We start from the raw sequence: 25909 nt of genomic DNA, 5'->3' as shown, positions 1-25909 counted from the left end.
TTTGATCTTGTTTCGTGCGTAACGGGCAGGTTTCGTGGTGTGACGGTAACCGCCCGATCGGACGATGTGCCAGCAACCGATCGTCCCTGCTCGGGCCGCCGAAAGGGCTATCCCAAAACGGGCGTTACACGGTCATGTGATGGCGGACACATCGTAAGGGTTATTTCCGGATCGATGGCTGTCATCCGACCCCGACGAAACATCAGTTCATTAGCCCAGGTCAGGTAACGGTTTGAAAACTTCGCCCACAGTCTTGACACAAGGGGGCGATTAGTAAGAACTTTTACCGCGACAGTAAACAGTCCTTCCTGAAAGGGTGTCCGATGGCTGAGCCGGAGATGGACGGCACCGCGTCGACCGCGGTCGCCCACTCGCTGGTTCGCGACCAGGCTGCCCCGGGTGGGAGCGACTTCGCTGCTCCGAGCGGGAGCGACAGCGTCTTCCCCGGGGGGAGCGACCCGATCGGGAGTGACTCCGCGTCACACGATCGGCTCGAGCAGGGCCTCTGGGTCCGCGGCGAGCCCCGTCCCCGCGCCGTCAACGGACGTACCGAATCCGCCCGTACCGAAAAATTTGCGAACAGCGATCGGGACCACCCGCCTTCCGACGGTGTCCTGGTCCGGGTGCGGACGCTGCTGCCGGAGTTCACCGGCGCCCTGCAGCGCGTCGCCGAGCAGGTCCTCGCCGACCCCGCGGCGGCCTCCCGGGCCACCATCGTCGAGCTCGCCGAGCGCAGCGGGACCTCGCCGGCCACCGTGACCCGGTTCTGCCGGGCGCTCGGCTTCGACGGCTACGCGGATCTCCGGCTGGGCATCGCCGCCGAGACCGGGCGCGCCCGGTCGGCCGGCTGGACGGTGGACATCGGCCGGGAGATCCAGCCCAACGACCCCCTGGCACGCGTGCTCGGCCAGATCATGGCCGCCGACACCAGGGCCATGCACGACACCGCCTCGCTGCTGGACCTGGCCGAGGTGGAGCGGGCCGCGGTGGCGATCGCCGCCGCTCCGCGGGTGAACATCTTCGGCGCCAGCGGAAGCGCGCTGGTCGGGGAGGAGATGCAGTTCAGTTTGCACCGCATCGGCATCCCGGTGTGGGCCTGGACCGACGTGCACAACGGTCTGGCCAGCGCCGCTCTGTCGAGGTCCGGCGACGTCGCACTCGGTATCTCGCACAGTGGCGAGACCGGCGAGACGATCGAGCTGCTCGCGGAGGCGAGCAGCCGGGGCGCCACCACCATCGCGCTCACCAGTTTTCCCCGTTCCCCGCTGGCCGAGCTCGCCGACATCGTCCTGCTCACCGCCACCCAGGCGACCACCTTCCGGCCGGACGCGCTGTCCGCACGGCATCCGCAGCTGGTGGTCCTCGATCTTCTCTACGTCGCCGTCGCGCAGCGGACGCATGAACGCTCGCACGCCGCTTTCCAGCGCACCGCTCAAGCGGTGCACGGTCACAAAGCGGTGAAAGACGCCTGAACAGCACCATCACCCACCCCTTAGTGAAAAAACCCCTTGTGGAGGAAAAGTGAAGCGCAAGTTCGCGGTCGCCGCGGCGCTCGCTGCGACGCTGGTCGGTACCGCCGCGTGTGGTGGCAACAGCGACGACAGCAGCACCTCGGCCAACGGCGCGGTCGACGGCAAGGGCAAGACCATCAAGGTCTGGCTCATGGTCGACGCCCAGAGCGGCTGGAAGGACGTCGTCGACGACGCCAGCAAGCGGTTCACCACGGCCACCGGCGCCAACGTCACGGTCGAGTACCAGCAGTGGGCGAACGTGCTCACCAAGCTGGACGCCTCCCTGGCCGGCACCGACGTGCCGGACGTGGTGGAGCTCGGCAACACCCAGTTCCCGAAGTACGTCGACGCCGGCGCGTTCGGCGAGCTGGACAAGAAGTCCTTCGAGAACTCGGACACCTGGCTCCCGGGTCTCTCCGGCGCCTGCGAGGCGGACGGCAAGACCTACTGCGTGCCCTACTACGCGGGTGCCCGGGTCCTGATCTACCGCAAGGACCTGTTCGAGAAGGCCGGTGTCACCACCGCGCCGAAGACCTACGACGAGTTCCTCGCGGACGCCGACAAGGTCGCGGCCGGTAACAAGGACTCGAAGTTCGGCGCGATCTACATGCCGGGCCGCTACTGGTACGCCGCGATGTCGTGGGTCAAGGCCAACGGCGGCGACATCGCCAAGAAGGACGGCGACAAGTGGGCCGGCGCGCTCTCCTCGCCGGAGTCGCAGGCCGGTCTGCAGAAGTGGGTCGACCTGGTCAAGAAGTACTCGAAGGCGGACGTCACCAAGGACGAGTCCGACCAGTACCTGGTGTTCAGCCAGGGCAACGCCGGCGCCTTCTACGGCAACGGCTGGGAGCAGGGTTCGGCCGAGGAGGTCCGCAAGGACCCGAACGACCCGGCCTCCGCGCTGGTCCCCACCAAGGTCAAGGGCAAGCTGGCCGCCGCGCCGATGCCGGGCATCCCGTCGCTGCTCGGTGGCTCCAACGTCGGTGTCCCGCTGAAGAGCAAGAACGCCGACCTGGCCGCTCAGTGGATCAAGTACTTCACCGACAGCACCTCGATGAAGGGCCTGGTCAAGGCGAGCGCGCTGCCGAACGCCACCGCGCTGCTGGACGCCGCGGCCTCCGACAACCCGAAGCTCGCGGTCGGCGCCGAGGCGGCCAAGAACAGCTGGGCCGTGCCGGCCTCCGGCAAGTGGGCCGACGTGGAGAAGGCCAACATCCTGCAGAACATGCTGTCGGACATCCTGACCGGCAAGAAGTCGCTCGCGGACGCCACCACGGCGGCTGACGAGCAGATCGCCAAGACGCTCAACGGCTGATCCGGGTCGCGCCGCCCGCCCGTCGCGAGACGGGCGGGCGGCACACCACACCGCACGTAATCCGGTGAGAGAGGAAAGCTGATGTACGCCGTCGACTCCCCGACGACCCCCGCGCACCGCGCGCCCGTCGGACCCGGCGCCAACAAGCCGGCGCCCCGCCGGCGCAAGCGGCGCGGCAAGGGCGATGACGTCGTCCTCCCGTGGGTGCTCTCCGGCCCGGCGCTGCTGCTCCTGGCGATCCTGCTGGCCTACCCGGTCGGCCGGATGCTCGTACTGTCGTTCCAGAAGTTCGAGCTCAAGGAGCTGTGGACCGGCGCCACGCCGAAGTGGGTCGGTTTCGACAACTACACCGCCGTGCTGTCCGACAGCGCCTTCTGGTCGGTCGTGCAGCGTACGGTCCTCTTCACCGCGGCGTCGGTGGTCCTGACGGTGCTGCTGGGCCTGGGCGTGGCGCTGCTGATGCGCCGGGTCGGCCGGGTCGTGCGGATGGCCATGATCATTGCGATGATGTTCGTCTGGGCGCTGCCGGCGCTGGTGCAGGCGCAGGTCTTCAAGATGATGACCGACTCCGACGTCGGCGTGCTGAACTACCTGATCGACAAGCTGCCGGGGGTCGAGTTCCAGAACCACTCCTGGTTCTACACGCCGACACAGGGCTGGATCGTGATCACCTCCTGCGTGGTGTGGGCCGGCATCCCGTTCCTGGCGATCACCCTGAACGCCGGTCTGACCCAGGTCCCGAAGGAGCTGATGGAAGCCGCGACGGTCGACGGCGCCAACGGCTGGCAGTCGTTCCGGAACATCACCCTGCCGATCCTCAAGCCGCTGCTCGTGATCGTGACGACGCTGTCGGTGATCTGGAACTTCGGCCTGTTCACCCAGAACTGGGTGATGCGGGACGGTAAACCGGAGCCGGAGTTCCAGACGCTCGCCACGTACTCGTACGTGCAGGCGTTCGGGCAGAACAAGTACGGTCTCGGCTCGGCGATCGCGGTGCTCACCGTGATCCTGCTGCTGGGCGCGATGGCGGTGTACATCCGTCAGATGTTCAAGATCGGTGAGGTGGACTGATGGCCGTCGTTACCGCCACGGCGCCCCGGCGTCGTAAGCCCAACCCGGCCGCCGACGGCACGATGACCGTCGGCCGTACCCGCACCGGCAACCTGGTGGCGAACGCGGCCGGGGTGATCTTCTCGATCGTGATGTTCTTCCCGGTCTACTGGGTGCTCATCACGTCGTTCAAGCCGCAGACCGAGTGGTCCAGCTTCGATCCGACGTTCATCCCGGACGCGCCGACGCTCGACAACTTCAAGTCCGCGTTCAACGCCCCGCTGTTCAAGCAGTCGCTGGTCAACGGCATCGTGATCACCGCGGTCGCGGTGCTGGCGGCGCTCGTGGTCGGCTTCCTGGCCGCCCTGGCCGTCGCCCGGTTCCGGTTCTACGGCCGGCGGGCGATCATCCTGGTGGTCCTGGCGGTTCAGCTGGTACCTTTCATCGCCCTGCTGATCCCGATCTTCCTGATGCTGCAGAAGGCGGAACTGACCGGTAGCAGCATCGTCGGCGTGACCCTGGTGTACGTGGTGCTTCTCCTGCCGTACACCGTGTGGACGCTGCGTGGTTTCATCGCCGGCATCCCCCGGGAGCTGGACGAGGCCGCGATGATCGACGGATGCACGCGGGGACAGGTCTTCTGGCGGATCATCCTGCCGCTGACCGGCCCCGGTCTGGTGGCGACCTCGGTCTACGGCTTCATCCAGGCCTGGAACGAGTTCATCATCATCAACACGCTCAACGACCCGGAACACCAGAACCTGATGGCCTGGCTGATGCAGAACCAGACCAGTCGCGGCACCTACTGGGGGCCGCTGATGGCGGGCGCGATCATCACGTCCATCCCCGTCGTCATCTTCTTCCTGGCAGTGCAGCGCAACATCGCTTCCGGCCTCACCGCCGGCGCAGTCAAGGGCTGAACCGTCCCACCTGTCACACCCCGAAAGGACACCGATGTCTGCGATAACGAACTCTGAGCTGGACCGTCGTACCCTGCTGCGCCGCGCTGCCGCGGTCGGCCTCGTCGCCGCACCCGGCGTCAGCTTCCTGAGCGCCTGTGCCGGTGGCTCCGATGCGCCGAGCACCCCGCAGGCGACCGGCGACAAGTCGGCGGACAACCCGCTCGGCATCGACCCGAAGGCCGGCGTCGAGATCGTCATCTTCGACGGTGGCCTCGGCACCAAGTACGCCACCGACGTCGACACCCCGATGTTCAACAAGAAGTGGCCGGACGCGAAGGTCACGTACTCGGCCACCCAGCAGGTCGCCACCACGATCAAGCCGCGGCTGAACTCGGGTTCCGCCCCGGACATGATCAACAACTCCGGCGCCGACATCATGGACTTCGGCGCCATCGTCAAGGCCGGCCAGGCCGCCGACCTGAGCGACCTGTTCGCCGCCCCGTCGCTGGACATCCCCGGCAAGACGGTCGCCGAGACCCTGGTCCCCGGCGCCGTGCAGCAGGGCACCTACGACGGCAAGCCGTTCGCGGTGAACTACTCGTTCACCGTCTTCGGCCTCTGGTACAACAAGAAGCTGTTCGACAAGAACAGCTGGACCATCCCGACCACCTGGGCCGACTTCACCGCCCTGCTCGACAAGATCAAGGCGGCCGGCATCACGCCGTTCGGCTTCGCGGGCGCCAACGCGTCGTACTACATGGTCCGCGCGATCATGACCAGTGCCGCGAAGATCGGCACCGAGCAGGTGCTGAAGGACATCGACAACCTGAAGCCGGGCGCCTGGACGAACGACGCCGTGCTCAAGGCCGCGCAGGCCTGGGGCGAGGTCGGCACCAAGTACATCGACAAGTCCTTCCTCGGCCTCAAGCACACCGAGGTCCAGCTGCAGCAGGACCAGGACAAGCTGGCCTTCTACCCGTGTGGGTCGTGGCTGGAGAACGAGCAGGCCGCCAGCACCCCGGCCGGCTTCGAGTACGCCATGATGGCGTTCCCGAGCGTCACCGCGGCGGACCAGCTCCCGGCGACCGCGATCAACGCCGCGGCCGGCGAGATCTACTTCGCGGCGGCCAAGAGCAAGAACCCGCAGGGTGGCAAGGAGTACCTGCGCACCATGCTGTCGAAGGCGGCGGCGCTGGAGTTCACCAAGCTCACCAAGTCGCTCACGGTGGTGGCCGGCGCGGCCGACGGCCTCACCATCTCGCCCGGTCTGACCAGCGCCAACGACGCGCTGAGCAAGGCCGGCAAGGACGTCTTCATGGGCTACCTGTTCGACACCTGGTACAAGAAGCTGGACGACGCCTCCCGCGAGGCCGCCAACCAGCTCATGTTCAAGGGCGGCGACGCGAAGAAGTTCTGCGACACCATGGAGGCCGCTTCGCAGGCCGTGGCCAAGGACTCCTCGGTCACCAAGTTCACCCGTTCCTGATCCGCTTCTTTTTCACACCTAGGTAGGCGTCATGCGGCACGGCAAGTACCCCTTCATCATCGGTTTCCTTGTCGTGCCGCTGGCGCTCTATCTGGTCTTCGTGGTCGGGGCCTATCTACAGATGTTCCAGCTGTCGCTGACCGACTGGTCCGGCTTCGGCGGGTTCACGTACGTAGGCTTCGACAACTTCGTGAAGCTGTGGGACGACCCGGTGGTGTGGACCGCCCTGCGGCACAACCTGTTCCTGCTGATCCTGCTGCCGCTGGTGACCATCGCGCTCGCGCTGTTCTTCGCGTTCCTGCTGAACGTCGGTGGCAAGAGCACCGGCGGCGGCACCCGGGGCGTGTGGGGCTCCAAGGTCTACCGGATCATCTTCTTCTTCCCGCAGCTGCTGGCCCTGGCCATCGTCGGCGTGATCTTCGGCCGGGTGTTCGGCTCGGACCGCAGCGGCATGATCAACGGCTTGTTCCCGGAGTCGTGGACGCCCTGGCTCTTCCTTGCCGACGAGCGCTGGGCGCTGACCTGCATCCTCGCCGTGCTGATCTGGCAGGCGGTCGGCTTCTACGTGGTGCTCTTCTCGGCCGGCATGGGCTCGATCCCGGAGGAGATCTACGAGGCGGCCGCGCTGGACGGCGCCACCAAGATCACGCTGTTCTTCCGGATCACCCTGCCGCTGCTCTGGAGCACGCTGCAGGTCGCCTGGGTCTACCTCGGCATCGCCGCGTTCGACGCGTTCGCACTGGTCAACATCATGTCGGTGAACCAGGGCGGCCCGAACAACTCGACGCAGGTGCTGAGCATGCAGATCTACCTGAACGCCTTCAAGTTCTCGCAGGCCGGTTACGCCTCCGCGCTCGGTGTCGTGCTGTTCTTCCTGACCCTTACGTTCGCCGCGCTGACCCTGCGGGTCACCCGTCGCGACGCCGTCGACGCCTGATCCGCGGAGTGTCACGATGACCGATCTGAAGTCCAACCCGTCCACGGCCGCCGCGACATCGGTGCCGGCCGCCGCGAAGCAGCGGAAGCTCAACCCGCTCAACGGGGTCGCGCACATCGCCCTGTTCCTGTGGGCGCTGGCCACGGCCGGGCCGCTGATCTGGGTGCTGCTCGCCTCGTTCAAGAACAACACCGAGATCTTCCTCGGCAAGCCGTTCGCGATGCCCGAGCACTTCTCGTTCAAGACGTACGCCGACGCCTGGAACGAGGCGCACATCGGGCAGTACTTCCTGAACAGCGTGTTCGTGGTGCTGATCAGCACGGCCGGCACCATGCTGCTGGGCGCGATGGCCGCGTACGTGCTGGCCCGGTACAAGTTCCCCGGCAACCGGGCGATCTACTACCTGTTCGTCTCCGGCCTGGCGTTCCCGACCTTCATGGCGCTCGCGCCGCTGTTCGGCATCATGCAGAGCCTCAACCTGCTGAACACGTACACCGGCCTGATCCTGGTCTACATCGCGTACTCACTGTCGTTCACGGTCTTCTTCCTGGTGGCGTTCTTCAAGACGCTGCCCGCGGAGATCGACGAGGCGGCGATGGTGGACGGCGCCGGCCACCTGCGGCGGTTCTTCCAGATCATGATGCCGATGGCCAAGTCCGGCCTGATCAGCATCACCATCTTCAACATCGTCGGCCAGTGGAACCAGTACCTGCTGCCGGTCGTGGTCATGCAGGGCGCCGGCGCGGACTCCAAGTGGGTGCTCACCCAGGGCATCGCGAACATCAGCACCTCGGCCGGTTACCACGCCGAGTGGTCCACGCTGTTCGCCGCGCTGACCCTCTCCATCCTGCCGATGATCGTGGTCTACGCGATCTTCCAGCGGCAGATCCAGGCCGGCCTGACCGCGGGCGCGGTCAAGTAGGTCTCAGAGCGGCATCGGGTCGACGTCACAGTTGGCCCGTTCGCCCGCGTTCGCCGCCTCGATCGCCGGGTGATCACGACCCAGCACCCGGTGATAGGCGTCGACGACCTCGCCGAAGAGCCGTTCGTAGTCGTCGTGGTGGCCCAGGTCCCGCAGGTCGAAGGCGAGATTCAGCGCGCACGCCAGCGTCGAGGGGTGCTCGAAGCCGAGGACCGTCCGGGAGCCCTCCAGGGTCTGCGCGTCCAGGTCGTACGCCTGCTGGTGGTCACCGGCCAGGGCCAGGTCACTGCCCAGGTTGGTGGCGCAGGTCAGGGTCAGTACGTGCTGGGCGCCGAGCCGGGAGTGCAGCCCGTCGTAGGCGGCCCGGTCGTGCTCGAGCGCCTCCGGGAGCCGTCCGAGCAGCCGGAGCACGATCCCGAGGTTGGTCCGGGCGTAGAGCGTGTACGGATGCTGCTCACCGAGTGTCGTGGCGTACTCGTGCCAGGTCCGCTCGGCGAGCTCCCGGGACCGCACCAGCTCGTCGTTCTCCCGCAGGTCGACGGCGTAGTTCAGTGCGCAGGCGATCGCCTCCGGGTTGAGGTCGCCGAACCGTTCGCGCAGCTCCTTCAGGGTGTCCAGGGCCAGCTTGCGGGCCGGCTCGTGCTTGCCGGCCCGGCGCAGGGAGACGGCCAGGTTCCGGGCGGCCATCAGGGTCTGCGGGTGGGTGTTGCCGAGGATCCGCTGGATGCGCGCGTAGAGCTTCTCCTGCCGCTCGTTCGCGGCGATGTACTGCCCCTGCTCCCGCATGTCCAGAGTGAGCCCGTTCTGGGTGAGCAGGGTGAGGTAGTGCGGGGCGCCGTGCACGTCGATCCGGTGCCGCACGGTCTCCATGTCCAGCGCCAGCGCGCCGGCGAAGTCGCCCATCAGCCGCAGGCTGATCCCGAGGCTGTGCGCCATCCGCAGGGTGTGCGGCACCTTCGGCCCGAAGACCCGGGCGGAGATCTCGTACGCGTCCCGGTCGAGCCGCAGCGCGCCCTGGAAGTCACCGGCCGCCCGGCGGTCCGCCGCGACCAGGCACATCGCGTCCAGGGTCTCCTCGTCCTCGGGGCCGTTGATCGCGCGGAGCCGCTGCAGGCAGTCCGCGTTGATCCGGGCCGCCTCGGCGAACTCGCCGAGGATCCGCAGCACGAACGCGAGCCAGCGGGCGCACTTGAGCACCTGCGGATCGTCCGGGCCGAGCATCCGGGTCCAGCGCTCGACCGCCTCGGCGGCCCGGGCCCGGCAGGCCTTGTGGTCACCCGAGGAGTACAAGAACTCGATCATGTCGAGGACCCGGCGGCGCGCCCAGGCGTCCTCGCAGCCCACCTGGTCGGAGGCCTGCACGTGGGGGAGCAGCGCGGCGAACCGCGGCCAGTGCTCGGTCTTGCCGAAGTCGCCCAGGTGCACCCCGGCCAGCAGCAGGTGCGCGGCGTGCTGCATCCGGCTCCGCTCGCTCGCCGACAGCCGGTCCACCACCACCTCGCGCACCAGCCGGTGCAGCTGGACGGTGAACGTCTCCTCCCGGTAGTCGATCCGGGCCAGGCCGTACTGCTCGATCGCCCGGATCGCGCGGCCGAGCTGGTTCGGGGTCTGCAGCACCTCGTTCATGTCCAGGGCGAACTCGACGTCCCGGACCGCCTGGAAGATCTCCTGGGAGATCGGCTCGGGCGCCATGAACGAGCAGGTCTGCAGCAGCTGCAGCGCGCCCGGGTTGGCCGTGCCGAGGTGCTCCAGCGCCACCGTCCAGGCCGTCGCGACCGCGACCTCGTAGTGCTGGTCCTTGGCCTGGCGGGCCAGTTCGGCGCGTTTCTCGGTGAGCCGGCGCAGGTATTCGCCCACGTCCATCTGGGTCGCTGCCCGCCAGGCCGCGGCCTGGGCGATGGCCAGCGGCAGGTCGTCGAGCAGGTCGGCGATCCGGTCGGCGTCGGTGACGCTCAGCACCGGGTTGCGCCGGCGGAGCAGGGCGATGCTCTCCTCGCGGCTGAAGACGTCGATCTCCAACGTCTCGGAGACGCCGGTCCACCCCCGGTTGCGTGACGTGATCAGCACCTTCCCGGTGCCACCGGTCGGCAGGTAGTCCTGCACGGTCTCCAGCGTCTCCGCGTTATCAAAGATCAAGAGCCAGTTTGCGTACGGTGTGCCGGCCGCCAACGAGTCCAGGACGGCGCGGATGGCGGTGTTCGCCTCGGTGCCGGCCGGGATGTTCAGGTGCTCGCCGAGCTCCATCAGCGAGTGCCGGATCTGGCTCTCCTGCTCGGCCGGGACGAACCAGATCACGTCGTAGTCGGTCATGTGCCGGTAGGCGTACTCCGCCGCGATCTGTGACTTGCCGACGCCGCCCATCCCGTGCAGCGAGTGGGAGAGGACCGCGGCCACCCGGTCCTGGCGCAACCGGCGGTCGAGGATGTCGAGCATCTCCTCGCGCCCGGTGAAGTCGTCGTTGCGCGACGGCAGGTTCACCCAGACCGCCGAGCGGGCGTCCGGCTGCAGCAGCGCGTCGATGTCGGCGAGACTGGCGCCCCGCCCGCCGAGCAGGTGCGTACCGGCGCCGGGTCGCAGGCTCGGCGTGCGGACTCCTCCGCCGGGCGGCTCGGGCGACGGTCCGGCCAGCGCCCGTTCCAGCCGGTCCGCCCGCGGCGCGTACGGCCCGGCCAGCGCCCGGAGCACGGCCAGCTCGAACCGCAGGTCCTCGACCGGGGTGTCGGCGATCCGGGTGTCCGGCTGCTCGTCCGGCGCCCGCAGCACGTCGAGCAGGTCCCGGGCCCGCGGGAAGCGGTCGCCGAAGTGCGTCACCACCACCTCGATCACCCGGACGGTGTCCTCCCGGGTCGCGTAGGCCAGCAGTTCCTCCCGCACCCCGGCCCGGAAGCTGGGCTCGCCGTGCGCGCCGGTGACCAGCAGCGGACTGGTGACCACCTCGGCCAGGTGCAGCGGCCGCGACGCGGGCAGCAGCACCCGCTGCAGCACACGCAGGGCGTCCAGGCCGAGCCGTGGCGGCGCCGCCGCGATCAGGGTGGCCAGCCGGAAGGCGAACGCGGACGGCTCGTTGCGGAAGTCCTCGACGAGCCGGTGCGCGCCGGGCGCGCCGGGCGCGGTGGCCGGCACGTCACCGGGACCGTGCGGCCGGTCCGGGTCGGCGATGTGCGCGACCGCGTCGAGCCAGCCACCGGCCGGCCCGCCGACCAGCGACGCCCACCAGCGCAGCCAGCGCGGGCCGAGCTCCAGCAGGGGTACCGCCACCGCGGCCTCGGGCACCGGGTCGTCGAACAGCCGCATCCGCTCGGCCGGCTCCAGGATCAGCAGCTCCGCGTTCGGCGACATGATCCGCGGCGCGGACAGCTGGACCTCCCGCGGCGCGAGCAGCGACCGCTCCCACAGCTCCCGCGGGTACGGGTTCACGATCGCCACCGGGACGCGCCGGCCCCACGCGTTCAGCACCTGGTCGGCCGAGCTCTGCGCCCAGAACCCGGCGAGGCCGTCGCTGACCACCATGATCAGCTCGCCGTCCGGCACCCGGGGCTCGGCGTGCGCCTCCCGGAACGGGCCGAGCAGCTGCCGGTTCACCCGGGGGAAGACGGCGCCGGCCAGGTCCTGGAAGGCCGCCACGGTGGGCGCCCACACGTCCATCGACGGGCTCTCGTCCACCACGATCGCGCAGGTGGACACGTGCGGGGTGAACCGGCGCAGCGCCTCGGCGAGCGCCTCCGGGTCTCCGGGCGTGTGCGCGGTGGCGTACGGATCGGATCCGGTCATGAGTCGGCCTGCCGTTCCGTGATCGGCCGGTCCGCGTCGTCCCAGAGCAGGGCGACCGACCGGCCGAAGTGGGCCGGATCGCTCGCGGCCTCGATCCGGATCCGCCGGGTGTTCTCCGGCAGCAGGCCGGTCGGCTCGGCGACCAGGCGCTCCAGCCCCTGCGTGCCGTCCGCCGGCCGCGGCTCGCGCTGATCCCAGAGGATTATCGGCACCCCGGCGCGGAGGGCGGCCCGTAACTCCCCGGTGCCCACCTCGGTCCCCGGCGGCGCGCTGAGCACCACCACCAGGTAGCCGTCGTCGCTGATCAGCTCGGTCGCCCAGTCGTCGAGATCCGCCGGGTCGCCCCGGCCGCGGAACACCCGGCCGGTGAACGGCTGCCGGTCCAGCTGCCGCCACCGCTGTCCCCAGGCCCGGTGGACCCGGGTCTCCCGCATCCGTTCGAGGCTGCGCACCGCCACGGCGTACTCGATGCCGATCGGTTTGGACTCGCCGAGGATCTCCGGGCCCGGGTACCACTGGACCGCCTCGTTCAGCAGGGCGGTCGGCAGGACGAACTCGATGTCGGCCCGGTCGGCGGTGTCCTGCCACGCCTCCTCGGCCTTGCCGACCAGGACGGCGGTGGCCGCCGCGAGATCGGCGCGGGGCACGTCGACCGGCTCGCCCGGCCCCGGCACCGGTCGCCACGGTCCCCGGGTGGTCTGCAGGAACGGCGTGATCCGGCAGCGGGTCCGGTCGATGCCGTCCACCGTGATCCGAAGGACCAGCGCGGGCCGCGCCTTGCCGGCCCGGGTGGCCGGGTCCTCCGGCGAGTCCCGCTCGTCCACCGCCTGGTGCCCGAGCCCGGCCCGGGCGGCGGCCCAGCCGCGCAGCTCCCGGCCGGTCGGGCTGTTGGCCATCGCCCGGCCGAGCCGGTCGACGAACCGGAACGCCGGATGCGGCTCGCCGGCCCGGGCGTTGTACCGGGCCAGGTGGTGGTAGACGGCGCCGGGGGTGGAGAAGACCTCCCGGTCCGGCTCCGGCAGGTCGGGGACCGCCGCGTGCCAGACCGCGCGCAGGTCCACATCGGCCGGCACGTCGATCAGCAGCGCGTCCAGCGCCTGCTGCTCGGGCTCCGGCACCAGGGGCAGGGCCCGGCCGCTGACCAGGGCCCGGGGCGCGGCGAGCGGCGGGGTCGCGGCGAGCAGCGCCCGCAGGTAGACGGCGGCGGTGTAGGACGCGTACCGGTGCCACCGGTCGTTCTTGCCGGTGGCCGCGTAGTCGGCGACACCGCGGACCATGAACCAGGACCGTTCGTTCGCCGCCGTGCTCGCCGCGATGCCGGAACCCTCCATCTCCACGGCCCGCAGGTCCGGGTGCTGCCCGGCCAGCTCGTCCCGGCGGCGCTCGCTCTTCATCAGCACGTCGGCCGACCCGATCGCCCCGTAGTGGATCTGCGGCATGCCCGGCGCCGGCGCCGGTTCCGGCGGTAACGGGTGGGGGATCACCTGGTCGCCGGTGCGGAGCACGTCGGTGTCCGCGGGCGGTCGCGGGTACCGGCCGGCCTGTTCGTGCCGGTCGGGATCGAGCCACTCCTCCCAGGGCCGCCGGCCGGTCTGCTCCTCGGTCAGCCGGAGCTGGCCGGCCGCCCGGAGCAGCCGGTTGGCGAGCGTGCCGCCGCTCTGCCGCCCGCGCAGCACCGCGCCGGTGTCGGTCTCCCGGACGTGCCCGTAGTCGATCAGGCCCTCGGTCGCGACCACGATGTCACCGAGGCGGACGTGCCGGTCGGGCTCCGCGGGGCGGGGGACCCCGCCGGCGATCCCGGCCATCAGCACGGTCCGGATGTTGGGGAAGGTGCGCAGCATGTTGGTGCAGCAGGTGGCGGCGAGCCGGGTGCCGTCGCGCGGCATCATCAGCACGGCGACGGTGTGCGGCCGGTCCGGGTCGCTGCTCGGCAGCAGGCCGACCTGGTACGCGTTCTGGTCGTGCGGATCGGCGAAACCGGTGACGTCCTGCACCACGCTCAGCACCGCGGCCGCCTCGACCGGCAGCGCCGTCATGATCCCGAGGGTCACCTCATCCGGCGACGCCGTCCGAGTGTCGTCCGGCTTCGCGGGAGGTTGTGGTGACGTCGACATCGGCCACGCTCCATGATCTGTCCTGGCTCAGATCAGCATTGATTGCTGTCTGCGCAGCGGGAATCAATACCAGCGTAATTTCGGTCGTCACCGCCACCATTGTCAAGATCGATAGATGGCGGCGGCGGGGCCGGGCGATGATCGCGACAATCGCGGGAATGCAGAATTCGATCAGTCCGACATCGCGTCGGAGGATCTGACGGCCGGGTCGCCGGCGGCCTGTGTCGGGGGCGTTCGTCCAGCCGGTCTCGGTTGCGGGCGCGGGTGGTCGAATGGTGCGGCGCACGGATTCCAGGATCGGGGAAACGCCGATGCCGATCTCTTCGCATTTCCGCACGCTCTGCTCCGTCCGCCGTGATCAAAATGCGGAGCCACCCTTGCCGGGGGAAGGCAAGTATCGCCCATGAAAGGGCCGTCCGTATAGACGGCCCTTTCCGATATGGATTGCTGGAAGTGGCCTTTTTGTCAGAACTGGCGTGCGGCCGCCGCTTGTCGGCCTCTGCCTGCGGCCTGCCGTGCGGCCGCCGCTTGTCGGAACTCGCGGCGGGCCGGCCACGCGGCCGGCGCTTTGTCAGGGCTGGTCGGTGCTTTCGGCGTCGGCCAGCCACCTGACCAGGGCGATCGGGGCAGCGGTCGCCGCGAGCGTGCGGTGCAGGGCCAGCACCAGGTCGGGGCGGCGCAGCAGGACGCCACCGCCGCGGGTGTCGCCGGAGCGGTGCAGGGCCAGCCCGAGACCGGTCCAGGCGTCCGGCGACTCCGGTGTCTCGGTGATCGCGGCGGCGAAGAGCTCGGCGGCGGTCCCGGCCCGCCCGGCGAACAGCGCCAGATCGGCGTCGCTGAGACCGGCGCCCCACGAGGTGGTGCGGGCCTCGGCGTAGCGGTCCGGCGCGACCAGCCGCCGCCGGGCCAGGCCCAGCCGCGGACCCGACCAGTGCCGCATCTCCGGATCGGGCAGGACCTCGGCGGGTGCGCGGAGGTCCGGCGCCGGAGTCCCGGCGGACCAGGCCGCGGCCAGCGCGGTGACCTCGGCGTGGTCCGGCCGGCAGTGCCGGATCCGCCAGCCGGCCCGGTGGCTGTCGGCGACGAGCCGGGCCAGGTCGGCCGCCTGCTCGTCCAGTTCGTCGGCGGACCAGCCGTCGATCGCGGCGGCCAGCCGGGCGACGAACCGGCGGCCCCGCTCGGTCAGGGTGCCGTCGGCGGTGGCGACGCCGATCGCTTCCCGGGTCTGCGCGCGGCTGTAGGCGTACTCGAAGTCGTCGAGGCGGGGGTTCGGGGTGCCGGGGGCGCGGCGCTGCGTGCGCCAGAACTCGGTTATCCCAAAAAAGGCGTAAATGCCCTGAAGTAGCCCGCCGGCCGGGCGCGGGTCGTCGCGCCACGGTGCGTACAGGCAGGGGTTGCCGGGTCCGGTGGTGAGCGGCACCAGGTGCATCAGCCCGCCGAGCTTGATGTGCATGAACTCGTGCGCCAGTGAGACGGCCAGGGTCGCCGGATCCGGCGGCAGCGAGCACATGATCGCGCCGAAGGCGTCCCCGGTCGACGCGCTGCGGGTGTCCCAGCCGTCGCCGGCCGGCAGCGGGACGAGCGAGCTCACCCCGGCGGCGAGGGCCACGGCGGTCGGCCGGTGGTGCTCGATCAGGATCGTCCACGCGTCCTGCAGCAGCTTCACCCAGACCGCGAACGCCGTGTCGGAGAGCCGGGCCGGGCCGACAGGGTCGGCCAGATCGCGCCACGGGTCCAGGTCGTCGAGGTGGACGGTGAACGTGTCGACGTCACCCACGGTGACCTCGCGGAGCGCGAGCCATCCGGGAGCGTCACCGCTTTCCGGCACGTCCACGGTGACCTCGCCGTGCCGCAGGAAGATCCGTCCGCCCTCGGTCCACGCCTCCGCGACGTCCCACGGCGCGCACCCGTCGAAGATCGCCATGCCGTGCCGGGGCACCAGGACGCGCCCGCCGCGCAACGGGACGCGGGTGCGGTGGGCGAGCCGGGCCAGCGCGGCGGCAGCCAGCGCCACGGTGTTCAGCTGTCCGAAATCGATATGGGCCGGAGCGGTCGTCACGGTGCCGCCGCGGTGCCGCCGCAGGGTGAAGGACAACCAGGCGCCCACCTGGGGGTGCTGCAGGACGGCCTGCACCGCCGCCGGCGCCTGCTCCTGGATGCGCTCCAGCGCCGACCAGGCCTCCGCGACCGAGGGCAGCGGCCCGGTGGAGAGCGGGTCCTCGGCGGCCGCGCCGAGCAGGGCCCGGAGCAGCACCATCCGGCGGCTCCGCTGGCCGTCCTGGAGCCGGGCGATCACCTCGGGGCCACCACCACCGGCCGCGAGCTGCTCGAAGAGGTCGTCGGCGAGCTGGATCCGGGTCGGGCCGGACGTCGCCGGCTCGTTCTCGATGGCCAAGTTCTCCTCCTTGTCGGCGGATGCCGGGGCTGGCGGATGTGGTGGTCAGGAGGGGCGGTCAGTCAGCCCGTCCGGGTGGGCCCGAGCCGCCGAGATTGGCACGAGGCCTCTCGACCTGTTTCAAGACCGATCGCACCGCGTCGGCGAGCTCGCGGCTCTGGTCCGCACGGAGGTCACTGAGGCTGTAGCCAGCCAGCGAGACCATGTCGGTCTCGATGAAGGTGGCACGCGGCTGCGTGGTCATCGATGAAGTCTTAACTCTCGGCTGAGGGGTGGACGTTTTGTTGCGGTTGGCACGCTGAAACCGGGGCGTTCGTGTGACCTTGCTCATCGTGGAGGGGGCCAGCCTAGCGACCCCTCATGACGATGGTGCGACCACCCGAGCGCGGAATGGCCTGATTCCGTGATCCCAGCCGTACAAATAACGACTTAAACCCTGATTCGGTGCGATTGTTGACAAGTGCCTAGCGCATGGACGTTCGGAAAATTGTCACACCCAGGTATGACAATGGCCGGGTGTTGACATTGGCAGTTCAGGACCCGGATGGCCGGGGTGGCCGGCTCGCGGACCTGTCCGCCGGTGGGCCGCCGCGGCACGTCGCCGACCTCGCTGCCGCCGTCGCCCGTCTCGAGGCCGCCGAGCAGCCCCGCTGGGTCTGGCCCGCCACCACCGACATCTACCCGGCGTTGTTGCGCTCCGGGGTCAGAGTCACTCGCTGTCACGACCTGGAGCTCACCGAGGCGCTCCTGCTCGGCCATGCCGGTCACTGGGGTGAGCCGCGCGGGCTGACCGCGGCCCGCGCCCGGGTGCACGGCCTGCCGGTCGCTCCCGATCCGTTGCGGCGCGAGGCCGAGCCGCCGGGCTTCGCCCAGTCGGCCCTGTTCGAGGCCTCGGCGTCGTCGTCCGGCGGCAGGTTCGACGAGGTCCAGGCCGCCATCGAGGTGTGGGAGGACCAGCAGCGCCGCCTGGCCGCGACCGAGCACCCCGGCCGGTTCCGGATGCTGGTGGCCGCCGAGTCGGCCGGTGCCCTGATCGCCGTGGAGATGGGCCAGGCCGGGCTGCCCTGGCGCGCCGACCTGCACGACGAGCTGCTGCGGGAGCTGCTCGGCCCGCCGCAGCCGGTCGGCCCGCCCCGCCGTCTCGCCGAGCTGACCGCGATCATCAACGACGCGTTCGGGGTCCGTGGCCTGCACCCCGACTCGCCGGCCGAGGTGGTCCGCGCGTTCGCCCGGGCCGGCATCCAGGTGCCGAACACCCGGCGCTGGGTGCTGAGCCAGGTCGAGCACCCGGCGGTCGCACCGCTGCTGGAGTTCAAGGAGCTCTACCGGATCTGGACCGCGCACGGCTGGACCTGGCTCGACGCCTGGGTGCGCGACGGCCGGTTCCGCCCGGAGTTCCTGCCCGGCGGGGTGGTCTCCGGCCGCTGGGCCGCCCGCGGCGGCGGCGCCCTGCAGGTGCCCAAGGTGGTCCGCCGCGCGGTGGTCGCCGACCCGGGCTGGCGGTTCGTGGTGGCCGACGCCGGCCAGCTCGAGCCCCGGGTGCTGGCCGCGGTCTCCGGTGACGTCCGGCTGGCCCGGGCCGCCGCGGAGGGCGATCTGTATGCCGCACTCGCCACCGACTCGTTCGACGGCGACCGGGCCAAAGCCAAGATCGCCCTGCTCGGCGCGATGTACGGGCAGACCGGCGGCGACGCCATCCCGGCGCTGGCCGTGCTCCGGCGGCACTACCCGACCGCTTTCGACTACGTGGAGCGCGCCGCCCGGACCGGCGAGTCGGGTGGCCTGGTCCGTTCCTGGCTCGGCCGCACCTGCCCGCCGCCGGCCGGCGCGGCCCGCGAGGCGGGCCGGGAACCACCCGAAGAGGTGGCGCCACCACCCGGACGCGCGAGGGGACGCTTCACGCGGAACTTTGTCATTCAGGCCACAGCCGCCGAGTGGGCCCTGGTCCTGCTCGCCATGTTGCGCACCGCGCTGGCCGGCACGAAGGCGGAACTCGTCCTGTTCGTGCACGACGAGGTGGTGGTGCACTGTCCCGCTGAGCAGGCCGAACAGGTGTGTGACGCGGTCCGGGAGTGTGCGGCCACGGCCGGTCGGATGCTTTTCGGCGCCACCGAGGTGCGGTTCCCGCTGGATGTCTCAGTGGTTGGTTCGTACGCCGATGCGAAGTGATGAGGTGAGTATCGTTAGCAGTCCGGCCGAGAGGCGCTGCAGCGGGCCACCCGTCACGCTCGACCGGTGATCATCTCCCGAACAAGGGCGCCTCCGACTTCCCTCGGAGGTGTGTATCCGTGACCGATAACGTCACTGAGCTGCGCGATCTGTTCGCCGAGCGGGTTCTGGTCCTCGACGGCGCCTGGGGCACGATGCTGCAGGGCGCCCAGCTGACCCCGGCCGACTACCGCGCCGAGCTGATCCCGGCCGACCACGTGCAGGACGTCACCGGCGACCCCGACCTGCTCAACCTGACCCGGCCGGACGTGATCCTGGACGTCCACCGGCAGTACCTCGCGGCCGGCGCCGACATCACCACCACGAACACGTTCACCGCGACCACCATCGCGCAGGCCGACTACGGCCTGGAGCACCTGGTGCGCGAGATGAACGTGCAGGGCGCCCGGCTGGCCCGGCAGGCCGCCGACGAGGCCGCCGAGCGGGACGGCCGCCCGCGGTTCGTGGCCGGCTGCGTCGGGCCGCTGAACGTGACGTTGTCACTGTCGCCCAAGGTCGACGACCCGGCGTACCGTGCGGTGACGTTCGACCAGGTGAAGACGTCGTACGCGGAGCAGATCGCGGCGCTCGCCGAAGGCGGCGTCGACCTCCTGATGATCGAGACGATCTTCGACACGCTGAACGCGAAGGCGGCGATCGCCGCGGCCCGCGAGGTCGCCCCGCAGCTGCCGCTCTGGGTCTCGGTCACCATCGTCGACCTGTCCGGCCGGACCCTGTCCGGGCAGACCGTCGAGGCCTTCTGGCGCTCGATCGAGCGGGCCGAGCCGCTGGTCGTCGGGCTGAACTGCGCGCTCGGCGCGGCCGAGGTCCGCCCGCACGTGGCCGAGCTGGCCCGCCTGTCGAACACGTTCGTCGCCGCGCACCCGAACGCCGGCCTGCCGAACGCGTTCGGCGGTTACGACCAGACCCCGGAGCAGACCGGCGAGCTGATCGGCGAGTTCGCCGCATCCGGCCTGGTCAACATCGTCGGCGGCTGCTGCGGCACCACCCCGGCGCACATCGCCTCGATCGCCGCCGCCGTGGCCACGTCCGCACCGCGGGTGATCGACGCGCCCGCGCCGGCCACCCGGTTCAGCGGCCTGGAGCCGTTCGAGATCGGCCCGGACACCGGCTTCGTCATGATCGGCGAGCGGACCAACGTGACCGGTTCGGCCAAGTTCCGCCGGTTGATCGAGGCCGACGACCACCAGGGCGCGGTCGCGGTGGCCATGGAGCAGGTCCGCGGCGGCGCCAACCTGCTCGACGTGAACATGGACGCCGACCTGCTGGACAGCGAGCAGGCCATGGTCACCTTCCTGAACCTGATCGCCACCGAGCCCGAGGTGGCCCGGATCCCGATCATGATCGACAGCTCGAAGTGGAACGTGCTCGAGGCCGGCCTCAAGTGCGTGCAGGGCAAGGGCGTGGTCAACTCGATCAGCCTGAAGGAGGGCGAGGAGCCGTTCCTGGCCCAGGCCCGCCGGATCCGCGACTTCGGCGCCGGCGTGGTGGTGATGGCCTTCGACGAGCAGGGCCAGGCCGACACCACCGAGCGCAAGGTCGCCATCTGCGGCCGGGCCTACGACCTGCTGGTCGGGGACGGCTTCGAGCCGACCGACATCATCTTCGACCCGAACGTGCTCGCGGTGGCCACCGGCATCGCCGAGCACAACGGGTACGCGAAGAACTTCATCGCCGCCCTCCCGCTGATCAAGCAGCGCTGCCCCGGCGCGCGGACCAGCGGCGGCATCTCCAACCTGTCGTTCGCGTTCCGCGGCAACGACGTGGTCCGCGAGGCCATGCACTCGGCGTTCCTGCTGCACGCGGTCCGGGCCGGCCTGGACATGGGCATCGTCAACGCCGGTCAGCTCGCGGTCTACCAGGACATCCCGGCCGAGCTGCTGGAGCTGGTCGAGGACGTGATCTTCGACCGCCGGGAGGACGCCACCGACCGGCTGGTCACGTTCGCCTCCACGGTCACCGGCAGCGGCGCCAAGCGCGAGGTGGACCTCTCCTGGCGGGAGGCGACGGTCGAGAAGCGGCTGTCGTACGCGCTGGTGCACGGCATCGTCGACTTCATCGAGTCGGACACCGAGGAGGCCCGGCTCAAGCTGCCCCGGCCGCTCGACGTGATCGAGGGCCCGCTGATGGACGGGATGAGCGTGGTCGGCGACCTGTTCGGGGCCGGCAAGATGTTCCTGCCCCAGGTGGTCAAGAGCGCGCGGGTGATGAAGCGGTCGGTGGCGTACCTGCTGCCGTACATGGAGAAGGAGAAGTCCGGCGAGTCCCGTGGCCAGGGCAAGGTGGTCCTCGCCACGGTGAAGGGCGACGTCCACGACATCGGCAAGAACATCGTCGGGGTGGTGCTCGGCTGCAACAACTACGAGGTGATCGACCTCGGCGTGATGGTGCCGACCGCGAAGATCCTGGACGTCGCGGTCGCCGAGGGCGCCGACGTGATCGGCCTGTCCGGGCTGATCACCCCGTCGCTGGACGAGATGGTCGCGGTCGGCGCCGAGATGCAGCGGCGCGGGCTCAAACTGCCGCTGCTGATCGGCGGCGCGACCACGTCGAAGCAGCACACCGCGGTCCGGATCGCGCCGGCGTACGACGGGTCCACCGTCCACGTGCTGGACGCCTCTCGGGTCGTCGGGGTGGTCTCCGACCTGCTCGACGCCGACCGTTCGGTGACGCTCGACGAGGCCAACCGGGTCGACCAGGACCGGCTGCGTGAGCTGCACGAGCAGCGGTTGAGTGTGCCGCTGCTGACCGTCGCCCAGGCGCGGGCCAACCGGGAGAGCGTCGACTTCGGCGAGTTGCCGACGCCGTCCTTCACCGGCGTACGCGAGGTGCACCCGCCGATCGCCGAGCTGCGCGACCTGATCGACTGGCAGTTCCTGTTCCTGGCCTGGGAGATGAAGGGCAAGTACCCGGCGATCCTCAAGGAGCCGGTCGCCCAGGAGCTGTTCGACGACGCCAACACGATGCTCGACAAGATCATCGCGGACGGCTCGTTCCAGGCCCGCGGCCTGTACGGCTTCTGGCCGGCGCACGCCGACGGCGACGACATCCGGCTGGACAACGGGCACGCCTTCCCGATGCTGCGCCAGCAGACCGTCAAGCCGGCCGGCCGCGACAACCGCTGCCTGGCCGACTACATCGCCCCGCTGTCCCCTGAGGGCGAGAGCCGGGACCACCTCGGCGGCTTCGCGGTGGCGATCCACGGCGCCGACAAACTCGCCAAGAAGTACGAGGCCGAGCACGACGACTACCGCGCCATCATGGTCAAGGCGCTGGCCGACCGGCTGGCCGAGGCGTTCGCGGAATACCTGCACCTCAAGGCCCGCCGGGCCTGGTTCGAGCCGGACGCCCAGCCGAAGCTGTCCGACCTGCACGCCGAGCGGTTCCGCGGCATCCGCCCCGCGCTCGGCTATCCGGCCTGCCCCGACCACAGCGAGAAGAAGGACCTGTTCCAGCTGCTCGACACCGGCCGGATCGGGGTCACCCTGACCGAGTCGTTCGCGATGAGCCCGGCCGCCGCGGTCAGCGGCCTGATCTTCGCCCACCCCGAGGCGAAGTACTTCACCGTCGGCCGATTGGGTAAGGACCAGGTCGAGGACTACGCGGCGCGGCGTGGCGTCCCGCTCTCCGAGGTGGAACGCTGGCTGCGCCCGAACCTGGCGTACTCGATCGACTGACGGGGAGACACGGATGGTTCCGATCGTGGTGATGGGCGTGTCCGGCTGTGGCAAGAGCACGGTCGGCAAGGCTCTGGCCGAGCGGCTCGACGTGCCGTACGGAGAAGCTGACGCCTTCCATCCGGAGGCCAACGTGGCCAAGATGCACGCCGGGGTGCCGCTCAACGACGACGACCGCAAGCCGTGGCTGGAATTGATCGCCGAGCAGATCGGGTCCGCGGCCGACAGCCGGCTGGTGATCTCTTGCTCGGCGCTCAAGCGGGCGTACCGGGACGTGCTCCGCGGTCCCGACCCGAGCGTGTTCTTCGTCCACCTGGTGCTCACCCCGGAGGTGGCGCTGGCCCGGGTGAGCGCCCGCTCCGGGCACTTCATGCCGGGCACCCTGGTCGAGTCCCAGTTCGCCACGCTGGAGCCGCTGGAGCCCGATGAGAACGGCGTCGCGGTCGACGCCACACTCCCGGTCGACCAGATCGTCGAGAAGGTGCTGAGCCGCCTCCCATGAGAAAAGGCCGCCCCTCGGGGCGGCCTTTTTCATCGCTGCAGGTGCGCTACTTGGACGCCCAGATGTCCAGGTTCAGGCGCTCCAGCAGGACCGGCGCGTAGAGGCCGAGGATCGAGACGAACGAGATCACCGTGAACGTGGTGGTCAGGATGACCGTCTCGGTCTTGCCACCGACCTTCACCGCGAACTGGTTCGGGATACCGACCATCCGCCACATCCGGCCGCGGCCGGTCGGGATCGGCCAGAAGATCGGTACGCCGTTCTTGGTGATCATGTCGCCGAGCAGGTGCACCACACACCCGGCGCCGACCGCGAAGCCGAGCAGCGGATACCCCCGGTCACCGGGCAGGTTCGCGGCGGTGAACCAGGCGGCACCGGCCGAGCAGAGGGTGACGATCACCCAGCCGGCCTTCTCCGCCCACTTGTCGAACAGGCCGCGCAGCGCCAGGCCGGCCATGAAGAAGATGATGCCGACCACCGCCCACTTGCCGTAGTGCGCGGCCAGCGCGGTGGTGCCCCAGCCGATCAGCGCGGCGAACGGCAGCGTGTGGGTGAAGGTGCGGTGCCCGTGGTCCCGTTTCGGGTCCCGGCTCTGCCGGGTGGCGGTGTAGATGCCCAGCGAGATCTTCTCGACCACCTCGGACACGAACAGCGAGAACACGCCGAACGTGCGGGCGACAGTGGCACCACCCTGGTTGGTGGTCACCTTCCCGGAAAGATCCAGGTCGGGCAGCAGCGCGCCGCCGGCGCACATCGCGGTGCCCACCGCTAGCATCAGCGGAGACTGCTCATAACCGGCGAACTGGTTCACTGCCCAGCTGCCGGCCAGCCAAGCGGCCGCCCCTGACAGCGCGTGCGACGGACCCATCATGTGTGTCGTCCCTCCCCGAACAAACTGCGACACTGTCGCAGTTTGCCGAACGAAGATCAACGACCGTCGCGTCCATCAGGGAGTGGAGTCGGCCACCCGACACTCGCCGTTCAGGGCCTGGCGTGCATCTCGTGGCTGTAGCGGAACTGGTAGCGGCCCCATCGAGCGTGCCGGATGAGCCCCATCACCAGGAAGAACAGTGGAATCGCCGGCCAGAAGAACTGCGCTCCGGAGAGGACCCACAGCGCGGTCAGCAGTCCGGCGGCGATCAGGATGAAACTGGCGTGCCGCTGCAGGGACCGGCGTGTCGCGGCGCGCCGGTGCGGCATCCGGGACAGCGCCTGCCGCCCGCCGTGCGGCAGATCCACGGTCAGCGTCGTCAGCTCGTCGCGGTAGGTCGCCCCGTAGGCGCTGGTCAGCCGCTGCTCACCCTCGTCGAGACCGAGGCGGCCCTCGGTCATCGCGGCCCGCAGGATCTCGGCGACCTCTTCGCGCTCGGTGTCGGAGGTCCGCAGCCGGGTGGCCGGACCGGGCCGGATGGCGGTATCGGGATGCATGATGTCCTCCTCGGCGGTTCGTCTCTCCAGGTTCGCCGCCGGGCGACGCCGCCGCGTCGGCCCGACGGAGCATTCAGGCGGAGTGTTCTCGCCGCTTCCGGTCTTCTTCCGGTACGCCCGGGGGAGCAGAAGACCTCCTTGTGTACGACCGGGGGCGTACGTGACGGTTCAGCCCGTGCTCCGATGCCGGCGGGTGGTGTGGTGACGTAGTTTCGGCTGCATGAGGGATCGCGGCCGGGACGAGCGGCGGTGGCCGGGCCGTGGCCGCCGTGGCGACGGCTGCTGGGCTCCCGGGGGCCGCGCCTCCTCTCCTCCCTCGGCCTCTTTCTCTGCGGCGTCCTCTCCTCCCTCGGCCTCTTCTTCTGCGGCGTCCTCCTCGTCGGAGGTGCCGTTCGACGGCGGTGACCCGGATCGGCCCGGTGCGCCCTGGCGGCACCGGATCCGGGACGCGCACCACGGCTGGCCGCCCGGCGCTGTGGCGATCACCGCCGTCGCTCACATGGCCGGCACGACGAACCTGGCCGAGCACGGCTCGCTGTACCGGCCCTGGGACGGTTTCACCACCCTGCTCCTGCTGATCGGCCCGATCGCGCTGTTCTGGCGCCGGCGGGCGCCGATCCCGGTCCTGGTGATCGCCTCGGCCGCGGCTATCACCCTCGCCTCTCAGGCCGCCCCGCACGTGGTCTATGCCGCGGCACCGGCGGTGGCGCTGTGGACGCTGGCCCGGCAGGGGCGCCGCAACACCGCGCTGATCGGCGCGGCGGCCGCCTGGGCCGCCTGGCTCGGGGTCACCCTGGGCCTGGCCGGGCCGCTCGGGCTGCACAGCGGGGTGAGCCCGAAAACCGGGCAGGCCTGCCTTGCCGCGGCCGGGCTGGGCCTGGTCATCCTGCTCGGTGGTGCCGCCCGGATCCGCGCGGAAAACTATGCCGAGCAGGCCCGCACCCGCGCGGAGCAGGCCCGGGCCCGTGCCGAGCAGGAGCGCCGGCAGGCCTCCGAGGAGCGGCTGCGCATCGCCCAGGAGCTGCACGACGTGCTCGGCCACCACCTGTCGCTGATCAACGTGCAGGCCGGTGTCGGGCTGCACCTGATGGACCAGCGCCCGGAGCAGGCCCGGGAGGCGCTGACCGCGATCAAGAGCGCGAGCGCGGAGGCGTTGCGCGAGGTGCGCGCGGTGCTCGGCGTGCTGCGCACCCAGGGCGAGGCCGCTCCCCGCCAGCCGGCCCTCGGCATCAACCTGCTGAGCGAGCTGACCGCGGCCGCCGGGATCCCGGTCCGCACCACGATCACCGGTGCTCCACGCGAGCTGCCGGCCGAGGTCGACCGCGCGGCGTACCGGATCGTCCAGGAAGCCCTGACCAACGTCCGCCGCCACCACGCTGGCCCCCAGCCCGAAGCCGACGTAGCGGTCGGTTACCTCCCGGCCGCCCTGTACCTGTCGATCCGCAACGGCGGCCCCACCGCCACGGACACACCACCCCCACCCACCCCGGAAGCCGACCGCGGCACCGGAATCGCCGGCATGCGCGCCCGAGCCGAGAGCCTGGGCGGCCGCCTGGAGGCCGGCCACCCCCCAACCGGCGGCTTCCTGGTCACGGTCATCCTCCCCACCGGCCGCCCTTCCACCAGCACCCCCACCCCACCCTCTCCCTCCTCCACCAGCACCCCACCCG

Annotated in this window: 18 protein-coding genes; 11 read left to right on the top strand and 7 right to left on the bottom strand. The window is 70.4% G+C overall.

Annotation, left to right across the window (positions count from 1 at the left end):
- Positions 1-323: 323 nt before the first annotated feature.
- The 7 genes from ADL15_RS49400 to ADL15_RS49370 all read left to right on the top strand — a co-directional run bounded on the left by ADL15_RS49400 (position 324) and on the right by ADL15_RS49370 (position 8123).
- On the top strand, positions 324-1472 hold the full coding sequence (locus ADL15_RS49400) for a MurR/RpiR family transcriptional regulator (RefSeq protein ID WP_067708030.1): 1149 nt from the start codon (positions 324-326) through the stop codon (positions 1470-1472).
- Positions 1473-1521: 49 nt separating this feature from the next.
- Positions 1522-2826: an extracellular solute-binding protein gene (locus tag ADL15_RS49395; RefSeq protein WP_067708025.1), complete on the top strand. Its 1305-nt coding sequence runs from the start codon at positions 1522-1524 to the stop codon at positions 2824-2826.
- A gap of 81 nt (positions 2827-2907) precedes the next feature.
- The gene (locus ADL15_RS49390; RefSeq protein WP_067708019.1) at positions 2908-3897 is read left to right on the top strand and encodes a carbohydrate ABC transporter permease; all 990 of its coding nucleotides are present in this window, start codon (positions 2908-2910) and stop codon (positions 3895-3897) included.
- Complete coding sequence (locus tag ADL15_RS49385; RefSeq protein ID WP_067708016.1) at positions 3897-4796, top strand: carbohydrate ABC transporter permease; 900 nt, start codon at positions 3897-3899, stop codon at positions 4794-4796. Before ADL15_RS49390 ends, ADL15_RS49385 begins: the two co-directional genes overlap by 1 nt.
- Before the next feature lie 34 nt (positions 4797-4830).
- Positions 4831-6264 (top strand): N-acetylglucosamine/diacetylchitobiose ABC transporter substrate-binding protein, encoded by a 1434-nt coding sequence (gene ngcE / locus ADL15_RS49380; protein WP_067708013.1) that lies wholly within the window; start codon positions 4831-4833, stop codon positions 6262-6264.
- Positions 6265-6295: 31 nt separating this feature from the next.
- Positions 6296-7201: a carbohydrate ABC transporter permease gene (locus tag ADL15_RS49375; RefSeq protein ID WP_067708010.1), complete on the top strand. Its 906-nt coding sequence runs from the start codon at positions 6296-6298 to the stop codon at positions 7199-7201.
- Positions 7202-7217: 16 nt separating this feature from the next.
- Entirely contained in the window at positions 7218-8123 is a 906-nt protein-coding gene (locus ADL15_RS49370) for a carbohydrate ABC transporter permease (protein WP_067708007.1), read from the top strand.
- Between the two features lie 3 nt (positions 8124-8126).
- Here ADL15_RS49370 and fxsT read toward each other — a convergent pair whose 3' ends face one another.
- The 5 genes from fxsT to ADL15_RS49350 all read right to left on the bottom strand — a co-directional run bounded on the left by fxsT (position 8127) and on the right by ADL15_RS49350 (position 16647).
- Positions 8127-11894, bottom strand: a complete 3768-nt coding sequence (gene fxsT, locus ADL15_RS49365; RefSeq protein ID WP_067708004.1) for an FxSxx-COOH system tetratricopeptide repeat protein — start codon at positions 11892-11894, stop codon at positions 8127-8129.
- Positions 11891-13930, bottom strand: a complete 2040-nt coding sequence (locus tag ADL15_RS49360; protein ID WP_198171356.1) for a VMAP-C domain-containing protein — start codon at positions 13928-13930, stop codon at positions 11891-11893. The genes fxsT and ADL15_RS49360 overlap by 4 nt, the downstream gene beginning before the upstream one ends.
- A gap of 16 nt (positions 13931-13946) precedes the next feature.
- Complete coding sequence (locus ADL15_RS53815) at positions 13947-14345, bottom strand: hypothetical protein (RefSeq protein ID WP_157442097.1); 399 nt, start codon at positions 14343-14345, stop codon at positions 13947-13949.
- A gap of 234 nt (positions 14346-14579) precedes the next feature.
- Positions 14580-16403 carry an HEXXH motif domain-containing protein gene (locus tag ADL15_RS49355; protein ID WP_067707999.1) on the bottom strand — a complete coding sequence of 608 codons (1824 nt, stop codon included), beginning with the start codon at positions 16401-16403 and terminating at the stop codon, positions 14580-14582.
- Positions 16404-16461: 58 nt separating this feature from the next.
- Positions 16462-16647, bottom strand: coding sequence for a hypothetical protein (locus ADL15_RS49350; protein ID WP_067707996.1), 186 nt, complete (start codon positions 16645-16647; stop codon positions 16462-16464).
- 275 nt (positions 16648-16922) lie between these two features.
- Here ADL15_RS49350 and ADL15_RS49345 point away from each other — a divergent pair, with 275 nt between their 5' ends.
- From ADL15_RS49345 to ADL15_RS49335, 3 genes are all read left to right on the top strand, one after another.
- A complete protein-coding gene (locus ADL15_RS49345) occupies positions 16923-18572 on the top strand; it encodes a bifunctional 3'-5' exonuclease/DNA polymerase (protein ID WP_067708089.1) in 1650 nt (549 codons plus the stop codon).
- Between the two features lie 119 nt (positions 18573-18691).
- Positions 18692-22309: a methionine synthase gene (gene metH / locus ADL15_RS49340; RefSeq protein WP_083972664.1), complete on the top strand. Its 3618-nt coding sequence runs from the start codon at positions 18692-18694 to the stop codon at positions 22307-22309.
- 13 nt (positions 22310-22322) lie between these two features.
- Positions 22323-22811, top strand: a complete 489-nt coding sequence (locus ADL15_RS49335) for a gluconokinase (RefSeq protein ID WP_067707994.1) — start codon at positions 22323-22325, stop codon at positions 22809-22811.
- Positions 22812-22857: 46 nt separating this feature from the next.
- Here the strand turns inward: ADL15_RS49335 and ADL15_RS49330 are convergent, their stop codons facing one another.
- The gene (locus ADL15_RS49330; RefSeq protein WP_067707991.1) at positions 22858-23682 is read right to left on the bottom strand and encodes a metal-dependent hydrolase; all 825 of its coding nucleotides are present in this window, start codon (positions 23680-23682) and stop codon (positions 22858-22860) included.
- 110 nt (positions 23683-23792) lie between these two features.
- Positions 23793-24239: a DUF1707 SHOCT-like domain-containing protein gene (locus ADL15_RS49325; protein WP_067707988.1), complete on the bottom strand. Its 447-nt coding sequence runs from the start codon at positions 24237-24239 to the stop codon at positions 23793-23795.
- Positions 24240-24624: 385 nt separating this feature from the next.
- Here ADL15_RS49325 and ADL15_RS49320 point away from each other — a divergent pair.
- Positions 24625-25909: sensor histidine kinase (locus tag ADL15_RS49320; protein WP_067707985.1), on the top strand; the 1285-nt coding region annotated here is incomplete at its 3' end.

Origin of the sequence: Actinoplanes awajinensis subsp. mycoplanecinus, assembly GCF_001509495.1 — a bacterium.
In the GTDB taxonomy this organism is placed as follows: Bacteria; Actinomycetota; Actinomycetes; order Mycobacteriales; family Micromonosporaceae; genus Actinoplanes; species Actinoplanes palleronii.
The sequence above is the reverse complement of the archived record's forward strand: the minus strand, read 5'-3'. Positions and strand labels throughout refer to the sequence as shown.